Raw genomic sequence first — 16,208 nt, forward strand, 5'->3', positions numbered from 1 at the left:
CTCAGATGCGGTGAGGTGGCCGACACGATGACAAAGCGCGCTCTGCTGATCGGAAGTCAGACCTTCGGTCTGACCGGGGTGAACGCCGACGTGGAGCTGATGGCGGAGAGCCTTTCCGGGCGTGGATTCCAGGTGACGGTGAAGCTCGACGGCGGGGCGACGCGAGCGGGGATCCTCGACGCCTACGAACAGCTGATCACGGACACGCGGCGGGGCTCGACCGACCCCGTCGTCGTCTACTACTCCGGTCATGGTGGCCGCGACCCGTTCGACGACTGGGCGGACCGGCAGCGTCGCGGGGAGCAGTCCCACCTCCACTACATCGTTCCGTTCGACATGGCGGCGACTACCGAGTCCGACTACCGAGGCCTTCTCGCCCAAGAGCTGAGCGCGCTGCAAGCCCGCCTCACCGAGCGGACGCACAACGTCACGACAATCCTCGACTGCTGCCACTCAGCCACGATGTCGCGCGGCGCGACCCTGACGCCCAAGGCTGCGCCCCGCGGCTTCCCGACGGCAGGTGCCCTGTCGGTACTCGAGCGCCTCGCTCCCTCGCACGACGGCTGGGACACGTCCAACCGCCTCGCCGTCCGGATCGTCGCTTGCGACCCGACTCAGTCCGCCTACGAGCGCGACAGCGTGCTCGGCGGCCGGCACGGCGCGCTGACGGAGCAGCTCGTCATCGCCCTGCGCGACCTCGGCGATCGTCCAGTGAGCTGGCATTGGATTGGCGACCGCGTGCGCACGAGGGTGAGCGCCGAGCTTCCGATGCAGCGCCCCGAGGTCGAAGGGCCGAGCGACCGTGTGGCCTTCTCCCTCGACAGCCGTCCGCGCGCCGGTGCCGTGCCGGTATCAAGACAGGGCGCGGCCCTCACGATCGAGCCCGCGGGCCTCTTCGGGGCGTCGCAGGGCGACACCTACCATCTCGTCGAGGCCGGCGGCGCCACGGTGGCAGGGGCCACGGTTACTGAGGTCGCGGACGACCGTGCGAAGCTGACAACGAAGCCACCGCTCCCCGATGGCGTCTCCGCAGAACTGATTGCGATCCCGGTTCGCACGTCGTCGCCGCGCCCCGTGCGTCTGGCTGTTGCCGAGAATGTCGCCGAACCGCTGGCAGAGAAGATTGCCGCATCGCCCCTGCTCCGTGTGCTTGACGACGGCGACCAGGGCGACGGCAAAGACGAGGGCGAACCGCCGGCTGTCGCGATAGTCGGCGAGGCGAAGCTCGTCATTCACGACGGAAGCGGATTGTCGATCAACCGTGACGCACTGCCGACCGACGAGGCGGGCCAGAAGACGGCCATCGCGCTCGCCGAGCGCGTCGTGAAGGCCGAACGCCTTCGTCGTCTGCGTTCAGCCAGCGCAGACGGCCAGCGGGACAGGCTCATCTCCATCGAGTTCTTTCAGCACGACGACACCGGGCGGTCCCCGAGGGATCTCGCGGGAGTTCGACTTTATCCCGGAGACAAGATAAGCGTCGCGATCACCAACACCACGGACACGCCCGTCTACGTCGGACTCTTCGACATCGAGCTCGCCTCAAAGATTGTGCTGCTGAGCCGGGATCAGCCGTCCGGATGGCGGCTGGAACCCGGCGAAACAAAGGTGGCCGGCGGCACCGACGGCGTCGCCCTGTCCTGGGACGACACGGTTCCCGATAACGAGGAGCGCCTCGAAACGCTGGTCGTCATCGCCGCGACGGAGCCGCAGGAGTTCTTGCTGCTCGAAACGGCGAGGGACGTGGTCACGCGACGCGGCGTGCCCTCATCCGAGCTCGAGTCGCTCCTCACCGAGGCAGTCACGGGAACCCGCAACTGGAACGCGGGCTCATCCACGACCGGCGCGCCGCCTCGCTACTCGGTCGACACCATCGATTTTTTCCTCTCGCAGGGCTCGAAGATCGATCTGCATGAGCCCGCGTTCGCGATCACAGAGCTGCCGCCGCTATCCGTGCGCACCGCGCAGCCGCGAGGGTCGATCGACGCACCCTCACGCGCGGCTGTCCGGCTGGTCGCGCTCAAGGTGCAAAACAACAAGGCGCTGTTCCGGGCGACGGTGCGCGTCGATGCGCTCGTCATGACCCTGCAGAGCGACGGCCAGGTCGTCGCCCAGCCGTTCACCTTCCGATTCCCCGGCATCCAGGACGGCGACCTGCTGCCCATGGACAAGCTGCAGCTGTACCTCGGCGACGTCAACGAGTTCGTCGACATCGCAATCTGGGTGAACCGCGATGACACGAACGGCGTGGACCTCGCGAAGCTGTTTGAAGAGGCTGTAAATGACAACGTGACGCAGGGCGCCCTCACCGTGATCGGCGGACTGGTGCTCGCGGCACCACAGGTCGCCGTCGCCATAGGCACAGTCGCAGCCGCGGCGACCGTGATCCGGGTCGGCAACCAGCTCGTGCAGGCGGCCGTCGGCAAAGAGATCGGGCTGTACCGTACTAGCTTCCTCGCGTTCGAGGACTTCGGCGTGGGGCGCCAGCCCGCGGAGGGGCTGCGCCAGGCGCAGGGGATCGAGTTCGCGTACGAGATCGTCGATATCTCGGGCGACGGCAGGGAAAGGCAGAGGTCGGGCGGCAAGCTATGACGAGGGCTCCGGGTCGCAAGGCACCGGATCGGGAGCGCAACGTCGGCCCGCTGCCGGTCGGCAAGCAATACGGGGCTCACGCGAACCGGTGGGCGATCCTGGTCGGCATCTCGAACTACGCGGATCCCCGCTTGAACCTGAGGTGGGCGAACCGTGACGCGCAGGAGCTGTACGAACTCATCCAAACGCCTGCGGGTGGCGGCTTCGAGTCCGAGCGCATCCAGCTGCTCATCGATGGCGAGGCGACGACCGCCGCGGTCACCAAGGCGCTGCGCAGCTTCTTGAAAAAACCCGCCCGTGAGGACGTGGTGCTGCTCTACTTCGCCTGTCACGGCACGCCCGACGTCGACCGACCCAGCATCACGTACCTGCTGACACACGACACGGATCCCGACGACGTGTCGGGCACCGCCCTCCCGATGCGCGAGATCGACCTGTCGCTGCAGGAAAACCTGCTTGCGGAAAAGGTCGTCCTGATCGCGGACACTTGCCACAGCGCCGCGATCGGCAACCGTGTCGGGCGACGCGATGGTGGCGACGATGCCACCGCGATCAACGCCTACCTCGAGCAGGTGAGCCGGTCGAAGGGGGGAGTCGCGCTTCTCACCTCGGCCGAGTCGAACGAGACCGCCCGTGAGGGGAAGGAGTGGGGCGATGGGCACGGTGTATTCACGCACTTCCTCCTGCGTGGGCTGAAGGGCGAGGCCGATGGATACGGCCGCCCCAAGGACGGTGTGGTGAGCGTCGGCGAGCTGTTCGACTATGTGCGCGACAACGTCAAGCGAGAGACCGGCGACCAACAGCACCCCGCGATCGGGACCACCCCATTCGACCGCAACCTGCCGATGGCGATCACGGGGGGAGTGAACGCTCGTGAGCACCTCGACCTCGGTACCCGGCTCCTGACCCTCGCGCGTCGCCTGGACGAGCGCGAGCGCTACCTGGCGGCGGCAGGTCGCTTCACCGAGGCTCTCTCGCTCTCGAACATGGCACGCGCGGATCTTCCGCAGGCGGCCGTCGGACTCGGCTACGCGCTGCTCGGAGCCGGGGAGATCGCAGGGTGCCTCGCGGCCGTACAGCCGCTGGCGAGTCAGACGCCACCGCCGGCAGATGCGACCGAGGCGCTCTTGCTGCACGGTGTCGGCTCCGCCAAAGTCGGCGATCCCGACGCGGCCCGCAGCTCGCTGCGACGATTCGTCGAGCTCGATCCGGAGCACGAGTACGCCGGGTGGGCGCGAAGCTACCTCGGCCGCCCGTCGCGGGCGGTGGGGCGACGACGGGCGCTGGTGATCGGTATCGACACCTATCTCCATGGAGGCTGGGGCAACCTCAGCGGCTGCGTGACCGATGCCGAAATCATGGCGACCGAGCTGACACGGCTGGCCGGGTTCGACGCGGTCACCCTTACCGATTCGTACGCCACGAAGCTCGGCGTGCGGGAGGCTTTCATCGACCTCGCCGAGTGGACGGAGCCCGACGACACCGTCATCGTGCACTACAGCGGCCACGCGGTGGGGGATTCGGAGGAGGCGTCGAGCGACGCGGACGAGCTCTACCTCGTCGTCCACGACACGACCGAGGCGCAGCCCGGCATAACGGCACAGGAGCTGCACGACTGGCTCACCGCGATTCCCAGCCGCCACAAGACGCTCATCATCGACAGCCACACGCGCCGCGCGTTCATGGACCTGGCCCAGCAAGGCGGCGACTACAACGTGCTGTTCGCCTCGGACTCCGCCCAGATGGCCCAGGAGACCCGGATCGAACGCGATGGGTTCCTCGTGGCCGCGGGCCTCTTCACCACCGCTCTGGTGTCGCAGCTCGCCGATTCCAACCCAGAGACGCTCACTCTGGGAGAACTCCTCGATGCCGCAATCCGAAAAATCGTCGAAGACCGAGCATCAGTGGGCTCCCTTGCGGCACAGGTCCCGGTGCTCGTCGGCGACCGTGACGAACTCGTGTTCGGCGCCATCGACCGCCACCTGTGGGCGTTCGAATTCTCGCTGCGTCGCACTTACCCCCGGGAGTCGCACGAGACTCTGCGCGCTCACCTGCGCCGGCTACCGGGTGGCCTCGACCTGTCGTTCGCGCCGCTCTCGCTGAGCTTTGGGTGCGCCTTCCTCGCGCACGGCGCGTACGACGACGCGGTGTCGGTGCTCGCACCGCTCGCGACCAAGGAGGGTCTTCGGCGTCGAGAGGTGCTGCGGCTGCTCTCTGCAGCGCGGCTCGGCAGCGGGTCGCCACAAGACGCGGCAGCGGACATCACGTCGCTGGCCGGGCTCGTCGATGATCCGCTGCGGGCGACCCTCGAAAAGCAGGCCGCGCACATCACCTCCGCACGACGCTTCGCGCTGGTGGTCGGCGTCGATCGTTATCAGCACGAGAGGATGCTGCAGCCCCAGGGCGCGGTTGAAGACGCGCGTCTATTTCAGACCGCTCTCACCGAACGGTGCGGTTTCGCCGCAGAAGACGTCGTGGTCCTCGTCGACGAAACGGCGACAAGGGCGGCGATCGTCGATACCTTCCGCGCGCTCGCGGAACGGTCGCGCACCGACTCGACCGTCTTCTACTTCGCTGGAACCGGATCGCGAACCCTCGACGGTGCTCCCACGATCGTAAGCGCGAACGGGCGCACCGGTGATGTGCCGGACATCACCCTTGCCGAGCTCGACGCGATCGCACGCAGCTGCGACGCCCAGAATCTCGTGACCATCCTCGACAGCAGGTTCACCGCGAGCTCCGAAACGGGGAGCAGGTCCGCGTTCGGGGGTACCGGAGATGGATCCGGTCTGCGTGCCCTTCTGCCGCTCAGTCCTGACGCCGTCGGGCCCCACGCCGCGGGCGTCAGCCCGGTCACGCTCATCAATGAGATGGGTCTGGGCGGTGCCGGGTCACGCAGCTATCAGGGTTCCGAGATCGAGCGTGAGCACGACGCGGTTCTGGGGGCGGCCGCGGGAGTCCGCGGCGACCTGACCCACGGACTGGTGCAGGCGCTCGTGGTGGCGGACACCGCGGGCATGACTTATCGCTCGTGGCGCGACCGCGCTCGCGAGGCAGGCGCGCCCGTGCAAGTCATTGCGGACGAACAGCGCCTTGAAGAGCCGATCTTCAGCAACCACCGGCTTCGCATGAGCGTGAAAGCCGTACTGCAGCAGGTGTACTTGGAACCGATCACCGAGGCGGTGAACACCCTAAAGCGCCTGATCGCGCAACGGCATGACCAGGGCGACCCCGACCCGGCGGACCGGCTCGACCTCGGCGTCGCGCTCGCCGAAACAGCGGACTTCACCGCGGCGATCGAGGCGCTCGACAGCGCGACCTCGCGGTACCACGACCCCTCAGTCATGACGCGTGAGCGTGAACGCGATCCCCGTGCTGACGACCGCCTGAAGGAAGCTCACTACCAGTTCGGCCGCGTGCTGTACCAGAGCGGGACCGACTACTCCAGGGCCGTGAGCGAGCTTGACCGGGCGGCGCAGCTCGACCCCGAGAACGGGCGCATCCGCTACTACCTCGGACAATCGATCCGGGAGATGGTCGAGCGCGAGACGCTCGCCAAAGCGACAGACGCCCTACATGCCTACTTGACGCTGGGCGCGCCGCTCGGCGACGAGGACAGGATCCGCGAGTTCCTCGCCGTGCGGCGCGCACGGCAGACGAAGTGAGGGGAGAACCGATGGAGTCGGTGGCTTTGATGCTCCCGTTCGTGACGAGCGGGCAATGGCTGGGCGTCTCTCTCGGCTTTGACGCAGAGTCTGCCGGCGTTCCCCAAAGCGAAGCACCGTTCGTCGCTGCTGCCGCCGCGCTCGCCGCGGGCGAGCCCAAGCGCGCGCTTTCCATCCTGGATGACATTGCTGCGGCCGGTTATGACGACGGCGATCGCGCAGCGGTCGAACGCACCCTCCGGCGGCTCGCCCTCACGCTGGAGCACAACTGGTTCCCTGGCGGCGCCGCCGCGGTGCTGGATCCGGGCGAGACCGCCCAATTCGCGCTTTCCCCTTTGCAGGCGTCGTCGAGCAGCGTCGCCATCTTCGTTGACATCGTGGACTTCTTCTCGTCCCTGTCGACTCTGCGCACCGTCGCCGCGGGCACGCGACGCGGTTTCGCGGTGCCTGCGGAGCAAGACCCGGTGGTGATCGCCGAGTCCCTGGTCGGGCGCCTCCGAGAGATGCAGCCCTCGGTGGCGCTGGGCGCGGTGGCACTAGCAACGGCGGACCTTTACGTCCGCTCAGGCCGGATCTTCCAGGCCGGCATGCCGTTGGGGTTGGCGTTGGAATCGGCGGGAGCTCTCCAGGACGTCGCCGGCGTCGCGTCCTGTGCGCTGGTCCAAGGAGACTTCTCGGCGCAGCCCCTGTCGACCCCCGAGCTGCTCGGAGAAGACCTCGAAGGCTCCGCGCCGGGACCGCCGATGGCCGAGCCCGACGTCGGCTTCGCGGCACAGCGTTACCAAGAGGCTCGAGTGCGCTTCAGCGCCGCAGGCTCCGCGCGCGGCCTCGCGGCGCTGGAGCTCCGGACGGCGGGCCTGGCGGCAGCATCCGGCGACTTCACCGCAGCGCAAGAGATGCTCAGGCGCTGCGGCGACCTGGCTGCCGACGCGGGTGACGGGGCGCTGACGCAACTCGCCCTCGTGCACGATGCGCTGATCCGCATCGAGGCGGGCGCATCCGCCAACCTTGGGGTCGTCGCCGGGCGGATCGTAGAGTGGGGCACGACCGTCGGCAGCCGGAGCTACGTCCGCGGGCTCGCCCGCCTGTGTCATGCTCGTGCCCAGCGGTTGCGGAACGACGCCCTCCGCGCACGGCGGGCGCTTCTCCTCGCGGAGGCCCTCAACGACGGGATCGGCGCGATCACCGAACCCGCCCTCGTGCGTCGCGAACTGGCGGAGCAGTACGCGTCCGCGAACTACCGGCGCGCGGCATTCGTGCTCGGTGCGCTCGACCTGCGGGAAGCCGAGTCGGCGAGCGCGCCGACCGGGATGGAATGGATGCGGCTCGCCGACCTCGCGTTGCGGCTGTACTCCGACGCCAACGCGCTCAAGGACTCGGATGCGATCGAGCGCACGCTGCAGCACATGAAGAGGGTGCTCGAACTCGAGCCTGCGGAGGATCCGGCCACAGCAATGTTCCGCCTGATGCTCCAGCGGTCCACGGAGGAATCCGCCGTTCTGGCCGAGCTGTATCGCGGAGTCGAGGCGCGCGCCGCCGGCGACGACGAAGCCGCGGAGACCCACTTCGAGGAGGCGTTGACCCGGAGCGGTGCGTTGGGCGCCGACGGTGCGCTCGTACGTGCTGTCGTCCTCGGCACCGCGCGCCGCACCTCCGCCGCGCGCGACCTCGTCGAAGACCTGGTGGCGGCCGGACGGCTCTCGCCCGACCTCGCGGCGAACTTCTTCTCCCGCCTCGGGGCGTACCACCTCGCCGAACAGCAGCTCGACCAGTTCGAGGCGATCGCCCTGGAGCCTCCATCGAATGAACGACCGTGGGAACGCCCGGCCCTGCGCGCCGAGATCCTCGCGGGCAGTGGCCGTGCGCGCGAGGCGGTGGGCGTCGCGGAAACTGCGCTGGCGTCGTTCGAGGAGCATCTGGCCAACCTGTCGCGCGATGTGCTTCGGACGATGGCGAGCGACAGCCCGGTCGCGGCCGGCCTCTACACGACGGCCGTGCGCGCGCACTCCGACCTCGCACAAGAAGCGAATGCCGTCGCCCACGTCGGCGCCAGCTTTGTGCTATCCGATCGCAGCCGGGGTGTGGCGCTGACCGACCTCATCGACCTTGATCGTGCTGCTGGCGACGATCGCACAACGGTCAGGGCGGTCAGGGCCTGGCTGAAAGCCGGGGCCTCATTGGCTCAGACGATCGAAGTGGTCGGACGGGACGACTCGAGCAGCGGCGATACCGACGTCCGGGCGCGGATTCGGGCGGCCGAGTGGGAGCTCGACAACTCCGAAGCTGCCCTCGCGGCCACAGCACCGGCGCTCCTCGCCGGGCGTCGCCGCCTTCCCGCCTCGCGATCGATGGCGGAGACGCGCGAGCAGCTGGATCCCGACACCGTGCTCATCCAGTACCACGCATACGACGACCGGCTGGTCCTATGGGCGATCACTGCAGACTCGGCCAGGGTCTTCAGTCGTGAGAGCATCACGCCGGTGCTGGGATCCCAGGTGCGTCGATACCACCGCGGGATCTCCGATCCCGGCTCGCCTGAGTCCGTCCGCAGCGAGTTGGCGGACCCCCTCGCTGCGTTGCTCCTCGCTCCTGTCGCCGACGAGCTGTCGGCGCATCGCCGTGTGGTGTTCGTGCCGCACGGCCCGCTCGCGGTGTTGCCATTTCACGTGCTGCCCTTCGCCGGCTCCGACCTTGCCGCAACGCACGAGGTGTCGTATCTGCCCGCGGTCAGCGCCGCGCGCCCAACGGCCCCCCGGCGGATCGGTCACGACGCGCGTACGCTCATTGTCGGAGATCCCGACTACGGCCCGGCCAGCCCGTTCCGACCGTTGCCCGGAGCCAGAATTGAAGCGATGGCCGTTGGTGGCCTGCGGAAGACCGCGCCACTGATCGGCGCTGCCGCAAACCATGCCGACGTGCTTCGCGAGCTTGAAGAGGCCGACGTCGTGCACTTCGCCACGCACGGTGTGCTCGTTGAGGGTTCACCCTTCAGCGCGGAGCTCGCGCTGGCGCAGGGAGTCGGGCTGACCGTTCCGGACCTCATGGGTCTCGACACGTCGATCTCGCTGGCGGTGCTGAGCGCCTGCGACAGCGGCCGTGGGCGGTCAACGGCGGCAGGCGACGTCATTGGGCTGACACGCTCCCTTATTGCGGCCGGCGCTGCCGAGATGGTGGTTTCGCTGTGGCCCGTCGATGACATGGCGGCGTGCCTGACGATGGTGCGGTTCCACGCTGCACTCCTCGCTGACGAGAGCCCTGCTCGCGCCTTGCGCACCGCGACCGGCGCTACCCGGACGTTGTCTAAGTCGGCCGCGGTCGAGGCCTACCAAGACTTGACCGCCGGTGGCGCTGCAGTCGACACCATACGGACCGCGCGCAACGTCACGCTTTCGCACGCCAGCGCGCCAAACACGGACCTCAGCCACCCGTTCTACTGGGCACCCTTCGTTCACGTCGGTCTCTGACTCAGCAGTCAGAAAACCGGAGCGCCGAGTCTCACCGCCACCCACCCATGTTCAGCGGACAGTGTCCAAGCCTGCGTCGGAGTCTTGACAGTCGTGTGCTGGCGGTGCCGTACTGGCACCAGGTGATCTCACTGGTTGCCCTATGGGTGCGGGTCCAGGGGTGTCGCGTGTGGAGGGTGCCGTGACGGTGGTCGACGATCGTCGGGTTCGGCTTCGGGTGACGCACACTCAGGGATTGAGCGTCGCGATCGAGCAGCCGAGCGTGCGCGTGCCGTTGGGTCGTCGGCACGTGCAGGTGCACGTCATCGACGGGCCGTCACTGCAACTGCGTGGACGGTTGTGTACCGAAACTCATCCGCAACACACTGAACAGGCTCCGTGCCAACGAGTGGTCTTCGGGGCGGCCAACGGAGAACCCTCCTGGGTCTGAGCCCTCCCGGGATGTCCGGAGACCTGATCCGTTGGGAGGATGCAGGTCATGGCACGACCGTCGAAGTACAACCAGGAGTTCCGCGAGCGGGCGGTCCGGCTGGTGCTGGAGCAGCGTGAGGAGTACGCCTCGGAGTTCGAGGCGATCAAGTCGATCGCGGCCAAGCTGGGTGTTGGCTCAGCCGAGACGTTGCGCAAGTGGGTCCGCCGCGCAGAGATCGACTCCGGCGCCCGGCCCGGGCTGACGTCCGCCGAGCACGAGCAGATCATGGCGCTGAAGCGGGAGAACGCCGAGCTGCGCCGCGCGAACGAGATGTTGAAGGCCGCAGCGGCTTTCTTCGGGGCCGAGCTCGACCGGCCCGGGCGCAAGTGATCGCCTTTATCACCGAGCACAAGGACCACCGCGTGGGCGACGGGCTGCGGTGGGGCGTCGAGCCCTTGTGCGCCGTGCTGACCGAGCACGGCATCCCGATCAGTCCCTCGACCTACTACGAGTGGGTGACGCGCAAGCCCTCGGCACGGGCGCTGCGTGACGAGCAGGTCACCGAGCTCATCCGGGCCGAGCGGGCCTCCTCGAAGCTGGTCGCCGGCCTCGGGTCCCCCAAGATGTGGTTGCGGCTGCGCGGCAAGGGTCACGACGTGGCCCGTTGCACCGTCGAGCGGCTCTACCGGGCCAACGGCTGGGAAGGCGCCCGGTACGGACGCAAGCCGCGCACCAAGATCCCGGACGAGCGGGCGGCCCGGGCGGCGGACCTGGTCAACCGCGACTTCGACCCGGTCGCGCCGAACCGGCTGTGGGTAGCGGACTTCACCTACGTGCCGACCTGGCTGGGCATGGTCTACGTCGCGTTCGTGATCGACGCGTTCTCCCGGCGGGTGATCGGCTGGCGCGCGGCCACGTCGATGAGCACGCCGCTGGTGCTGGACGCCCTGGAGCACGCGCTGTTCACCCGCGCCCAGGAGGGCGTCACCGACCTGACCGGGCTCGTGGCGCACTCGGACGCGGGCTCGCAATACACCTCGATCGCCTTCACCAGCAGGTTGCTCGAGGCTGGCGTCGACGCCTCGGTCGGGTCCGTCGGGGACGCCTACGACAACGCCCTGGCGGAGAGCACGATCGGCTCGTTCAAGACCGAGCAGATCAACCGCAACGGTCCGTGGCGGGACGTCAACCACGTCGAGGTCGCCACCTTCGAGTGGGTGGACTTCTTCAACACCCAGCGCCCGCACGAGTCCCTCGACGACCTCACCCCGGCAGTCGTCGAGCAGATCCACTACGCTCACCGAACCCCCTCACCCGGGCTGGGTGAGACACATAACCGAGTCTCCGGACATCCCGGGAGGTCTCAATTTGCCATTACGTGACGACTCCGAGGTTTCGATAAGCGATGACACCGTGCAGAAGTGAGCAGAAGCACCCACTGGACCTGTCACAAAACTGGCACACGCCGCGGGGTAGCCGCATCGCCGCTGGTCAGAAGCGTGGCGGTGCGTTTCCCGCCGCCTCCACGATCGTATCTCACGCTGTGCAGTGCCCCTTGAGTAGGGCCGAGATCCGCGCAACGGCGCGGATGTAGCCATGTGTCTAGGTCAGCGGTGGCTGACGCAGAATCGACGAAGATGTCCGGTTCCACCTGACGCACCTGGCACACAGCTGTCACGAGATGCTGGGCTTCGGCCAGTGGGTAACCTGCGCGCCAAAGAACACGGCGGACCGCCGTGCAAGGCACTGCCGGTATGGCTCGCACCAACGGCAGGGTGCCCTCGCCCACCCACGGCGGCAGCTGCGGTTTCCAGAGGGCGGCGGATGCTGGCGGTGGGGGATTAGCCCCCTTGAGGCGGCGGGCGGGTGCCGCTCGTCGCTCCAGGTCACTGTCGCAAGGGCGCCAAAGCGCAGCGTCTCCCACTCGTGGTCGATCACCTCGTCGTGGCGGCCGCCATCGCGCCGCGGATGACTGCTGCCTGGGGGTCGTGACATCACGACTCCGCCGACGATTGCGCAGTCATCAGGGATATGTCGGTGATCGGCGCGCGCCGAGGTGCGGTACATCGCTGTACCGCCGAGAGTCGGAAGAGCCGCTATGGCCCTGGCGCAGGCCGGGTCACCGAAGCGGTCCGAGGTCGCTCGTGGCGGCGACACGCACTTCGTGCTCGACCTCCAGGGCTCACGTGAACCCTGGAGGTCGGACGGACCGGGCGAGTCGCGACCGATAGAGCCCGGAAGCACGCGGATCTGCGGCACCAGGCGTGTGAAAGCTGGAGCTGAGGGGTGTTCGTTGGGGGACCCGATGAGCTGAACAGCATCCCAGCCTGATGACCGTTCGCCCCCGACCCTAGGGTGGCAAAGTCCCGCTACGACGAAGATGCGAGCCCGCGCAGGCCTGTGATCGCTTCGGCTGTAGTCATGACGCGGGCGAACTCCCCGTCCAGGCTTGCGAGGGCAGTCCGGTGCATCGTCTCGGCGTCGAAGCCGGCCCGGGCGTGGGTCGCAGTGGCGTCTGCGACGAACCATGTCTCAAACCCGAGGTTGCTGGCCATTCGGGCCGTCGTTGAGCAGCAGTGGTCGGTTGTCAGGCCGACGATGACGACGTGGTCGGCCTCTGCGTTCCGCAGATGCTTCTGGAGGCCGGTGCCGATGAACGCGCTGTTGACCCGCTTGTCGAGGACCATCTCGCCCGGTAACGGTCGGGCTTCTGGCTTGAACTCGAATGCTGCTGTGCCGCGGCGGAAAAGCCCGGCGGGCGAGGCGCTTTCGTGGCGCACGTGTACGACGGGTGCGCCGAGCTCCCGCCATACGGCCAAGAGCTCACCAACGTGGGTCTCGGCATCAGGGTTGTTGCGTTCACCCCACGCGGAGTCGTCGAAAGCCTGCTGCACGTCGATCACGAGCAGGGTTGGAAGCGGCACGTCCCTGATCGTACGTGGCGGCAGCACCAAGCAGTCGCGTTCTCGTTCATGGGCGGCTGTGTTCAGTTCTTCTCCGTGTGGCGGTAGGGGCGCGCCAGCAGGGTGTGGCGTGTTTTCGCCGAAGGAGCCGCGTGGGAGTTTGGTTCTGGGCGTGGGCGGGCGAACCCGGCGGTCCTGCCGGCGCGAACGACGGTTGGTGCGGGCGACCGTAAGAGGACGGCCGGAACCCTCCGGGCGTGTGCCCATCAAGGAGTGACCATGCACGTTCTGGACCACCTGGCCCTGCAGCACGCCGAGCACGAGCGGCTCGTACTGGAGACCCACCGTTCCCGTCAGGCCGGGCGCGGCGGGCGAGGTCAGCCTCAAAATCGCCCGCGCATGATCACCTTGAAGTTGTGGCGCTGACCGGGTCGTCGGCGACCGCTGTCTTCTGGCTCGAGAAGACGTGAGCGAGCTCGGCCCGGGAGGTGAGGCCGAGCTTGGCGAACACGTTCCGCAAATGGAAGTCGACGGTTCGCGGGCTCACGAACAGCGTGGTGGCCACGTCACGTGTCGGCATGCCCCGCGCCACGAGAGTGGCGACCCGCAGCTCGGTCGGGGTGAGGTGGACGCCTGGGTGATCGCCCGAGGAGCGCGCGCGGGCTCGTTCGCCGGTGCCACGCAGCTCGCCGGCGGCCAGCTCGGCCCAGCGGCGGGCACCGATGTCCTCGAACGTGTGCAGCGCTGTGCGCAGGTGCGGTCGGGCGTCGACCCGGCGTCGTGCTCGGCGCAGCCATTGACCGTAGGCCAGGTGGGTGCGGGCAGCGTCCACGCGGCGTGGGGACTGCTCGTGCAGGGAGAGCGCCCGGGCGAAGTGTGCCTCCACCTCACCGGGGCTGTCTGACAGCAGGGCTCGTGCGTGCTCCGTCACGGCACCGGCCCAGGGTGAGCCGGTGCCGGTCGCGAAGCGGGCCAGGTGGAATAGCCATTTTTCGGCGAGGTCACGCCGGTCGGCGTTGATAGCCGTCTCGATGCGTTCCAGGGCGACCAGGCGCTCGGCGAAGCCGTGGCCCATCTGCTCGTAGTGGTGGAGTGCCGCGGCGGGTGTGTCCGCCAGGACGGCCCGGGCCCACGACACCTGGTCGATAACCGAGGCCCCGGTGGACCCGAGGGGCCCGGTCGCGACCACTTGCTCCAGCTCACGGAGCCGGAGGTCTGCGTCGTCCTCGCCTCGCAGGGCACCGACGAGTGCCACCCAGGCCCGGGGCATCGCCTCCAGTGCCGGTCGACCTGTGGCCTGGGCGAGGTCGAGAGCTTCCCGGGCGCCCGCGGCGAGCATGCCCCATCGGCCCAGGGCGAGGTCCAGACCACCCCGTCGAGTCAGGGCGTAGAGGGTCATGATGAGCGATCCCTGCTCCCGTGCCCGCTCCAGCAGATGCTCATGCAGGGGAAGGGCGACGTCGTCGACCGCCAGGTGCATCGCGGCGAGGGCCAGGTTGGGCAGCGGCCCGTCCAGGGACGCCTCGATGTCGCCGGCGTCGGACCCGGCGGACCTGACCGCCTCGACCGCCTCGCCCCACTCCTGCCGGGAGATGTGCACGAAGGCCTTCAGGACGTCGGCGATGCACTGTTGCTGCGGGTCGTCGGGTGTGCCGACGAGAGCCAGCGGGTCGGTGTAGGGCTCGACGTGCCCCATGGCCTGCAGGGACGCGGCGAACATCGCCATCCGCCTGGCTCGGGCGGGGTCGTGGACGGCGACGGCGGCCGCCTCGTCGAGCAGACCGCGGTGTGCCAGGCCCACGGATCCGGTGTTCCATTCCACCCGTGCGCGCAGCAGCGCGGCGTCGGCCCGCTCGAGCGGGTCAGGCAGGGACAGGAGCGCGCCCTCGACCAGGCTGGCCGCACGGTCGGGGCGTCCGGCGGTCCACGCCTCGGCTGCCGCCCGGTGCAGGCGCCGTCCGCGTTGGGTCGGGTCCAGCGTCAGCTCGGCGGCACGTTCCCAGGCGGCGCAGGCGGCTTCGTGACCACCGACGGCGACCGAGCGTTTCGCCGCGGCCTCCAGCTCGGCCACGACTGTCTCGTCGGGGCGGTCGGCCGCAGCGGCGAGGTGCCAGGCGCGGCGGTCCGCGTCCTGCGGGGGGAGCTGGGCGGCCAGGGCAGCGTGGGCCTGGCGGCGTTCGGTCGTCGTCGCGCCGGTGTAGACGGCCGAGCGCACCAGGGGGTGGCGAAGCTCGACCCGGGGGCCGTCCCGGTGGAGCAGTCCGGAGCGCTCGACGGCGTCGAAGGCCGCGTCGTCGGCTCCGAGGCGGCGGGCCGTGTCACGGATGAGCGTGAGGTCTCCGGAGTCGTCCGTGGCCGCGACGAGCAGGACGGTGCGGGCTGGGGGGTCCAGGAGGCGGTAGCGGCTCAGGAAGGCTGACTCCACGCCGTGGGTCAGCGGTAGGGGACTGGGGACGGGTGCGCCACCGCCCAGCACGTCTGCGCCGAGGCTTGAGGCCAACTCGGCCAGGGCGAGGGCGTTGCCGGCCGTCGCGGTGTGCAGGTGGTCGGCCACGCCGGGCTCGACCGGGACGCCGGACAGGCGCTCGAGCAGCGAGCGCGTCTGATCTCGAGTGAGGCCGCCCACGTCCACCGAGGGCAAGTCCTCGGGCTCGGCAAGGTCGTCCTTGCGTGCGGCCAGCAGCACGACCAGGCGCTCACCCGGTGTGCGGCGAGCGAGGAACAGCAGCGCCTCCCGGGAGGCGGTGTCCACCCAGTGCAGGTCGTCCACCACGATGAGCGTCGGTGCCGCGGTCGCTGCCTCGGACAGCAAGGTCAGGACTCCCAGGTACACCAGGAACCGGTCTGCGGTGCCGGGGCCGGACTCCTCGGTGAGGCCGAGCGCGTGGCGCAGCGCCTGGCCCTGGCGGGCCGGCACGGTATGCAGCTCGCGCAGCAGCGGGCGCAGCAGCCGGTGCAGGGCGGCGAAGGCCAACGGTGACTCTGACTCAACCCCCCGCACCCTGAGCACGCGCATGTCCGCGGCCAGGCTCACCGCGTGCTCCAGCAGCACGCTCTTGCCTGCCCCCGGCTCCCCGCGCAGCAGCAGTGCGGCGCCCTCGCCGACCCGGGCAGCCTCCAGCGCCGCGGCGAGTCTTTTCTGCTCGGCGCCCCGTCCGACGATCACGCGTCGAAG

General features: G+C 68.9%; 7 protein-coding genes. 5 read left to right on the forward strand and 2 right to left on the reverse strand.

The annotated features are described in order from the left end of the window. The first annotated feature begins 15 nt into the window (after nt 1-15). The 4 genes from K330_RS0103795 (at nt 16) to K330_RS18985 (ending at nt 11,512) form a co-directional block, all read left to right on the forward strand. Nucleotides 16-2,589, forward strand: coding sequence for a caspase family protein (locus K330_RS0103795; protein WP_022920529.1), 2,574 nt, complete (start codon nt 16-18; stop codon nt 2,587-2,589). After that, nucleotides 2,586-6,254 carry a caspase family protein gene (locus K330_RS0103800; protein WP_022920530.1) on the forward strand — a complete coding sequence of 1,223 codons (3,669 nt, stop codon included), beginning with the start codon at nt 2,586-2,588 and terminating at the stop codon, nt 6,252-6,254. The genes K330_RS0103795 and K330_RS0103800 overlap by 4 nt, the downstream gene beginning before the upstream one ends. A gap of 11 nt (nt 6,255-6,265) precedes the next feature. Next, nucleotides 6,266-9,718 carry a CHAT domain-containing protein gene (locus K330_RS0103805; RefSeq protein WP_022920531.1) on the forward strand — a complete coding sequence of 1,151 codons (3,453 nt, stop codon included), beginning with the start codon at nt 6,266-6,268 and terminating at the stop codon, nt 9,716-9,718. A 478-nt stretch (nt 9,719-10,196) separates the two neighbouring features. Beyond that, a protein-coding gene (locus tag K330_RS18985) for an IS3 family transposase (protein ID WP_229665756.1) occupies nt 10,197-11,512 on the forward strand; the annotation gives its coding sequence in 2 pieces (ribosomal slippage) (nt 10,197-10,479 and nt 10,479-11,512; 1,317 coding nt in all). Nucleotides 11,513-12,499: 987 nt separating this feature from the next. Here K330_RS18985 and K330_RS0103820 read toward each other — a convergent pair. Then, a complete protein-coding gene (locus tag K330_RS0103820; protein WP_202804494.1) occupies nt 12,500-13,054 on the reverse strand; it encodes a cysteine hydrolase family protein in 555 nt (184 codons plus the stop codon). A 258-nt stretch (nt 13,055-13,312) separates the two neighbouring features. Between K330_RS0103820 and K330_RS23845 the strand changes: the two genes are divergently transcribed. Continuing rightward, entirely contained in the window at nt 13,313-13,459 is a 147-nt protein-coding gene (locus K330_RS23845) for a hypothetical protein (RefSeq protein WP_169448457.1), read from the forward strand. Here the strand turns inward: K330_RS23845 and K330_RS18990 are convergent. Beyond that, a complete protein-coding gene (locus K330_RS18990) occupies nt 13,437-16,199 on the reverse strand; it encodes a helix-turn-helix transcriptional regulator (protein WP_022920535.1) in 2,763 nt (920 codons plus the stop codon). The genes K330_RS23845 and K330_RS18990 overlap by 23 nt on opposite strands. Between the last annotated feature and the right edge of the window lie 9 nt (nt 16,200-16,208).

Source organism: Ornithinimicrobium pekingense DSM 21552 (genome assembly GCF_000421185.1).
Lineage (GTDB): Bacteria > Actinomycetota > Actinomycetes > Actinomycetales > Dermatophilaceae > Ornithinicoccus > Ornithinicoccus pekingensis.

What these genes read in the sequence shown, in the direction of transcription:
- K330_RS23845 (WP_169448457.1), top strand. Translation starts at nt 13,313, where the DNA reads ATGCACGTTCTGGACCACCTGGCCCTGCAGCACGCCGAGCACGAGCGG.
- K330_RS0103805 (WP_022920531.1), top strand. Translation starts at nt 6,266, where the DNA reads ATGGAGTCGGTGGCTTTGATGCTCCCGTTCGTGACGAGCGGGCAATGG.
- K330_RS0103800 (WP_022920530.1), top strand. Translation starts at nt 2,586, where the DNA reads ATGACGAGGGCTCCGGGTCGCAAGGCACCGGATCGGGAGCGCAACGTC.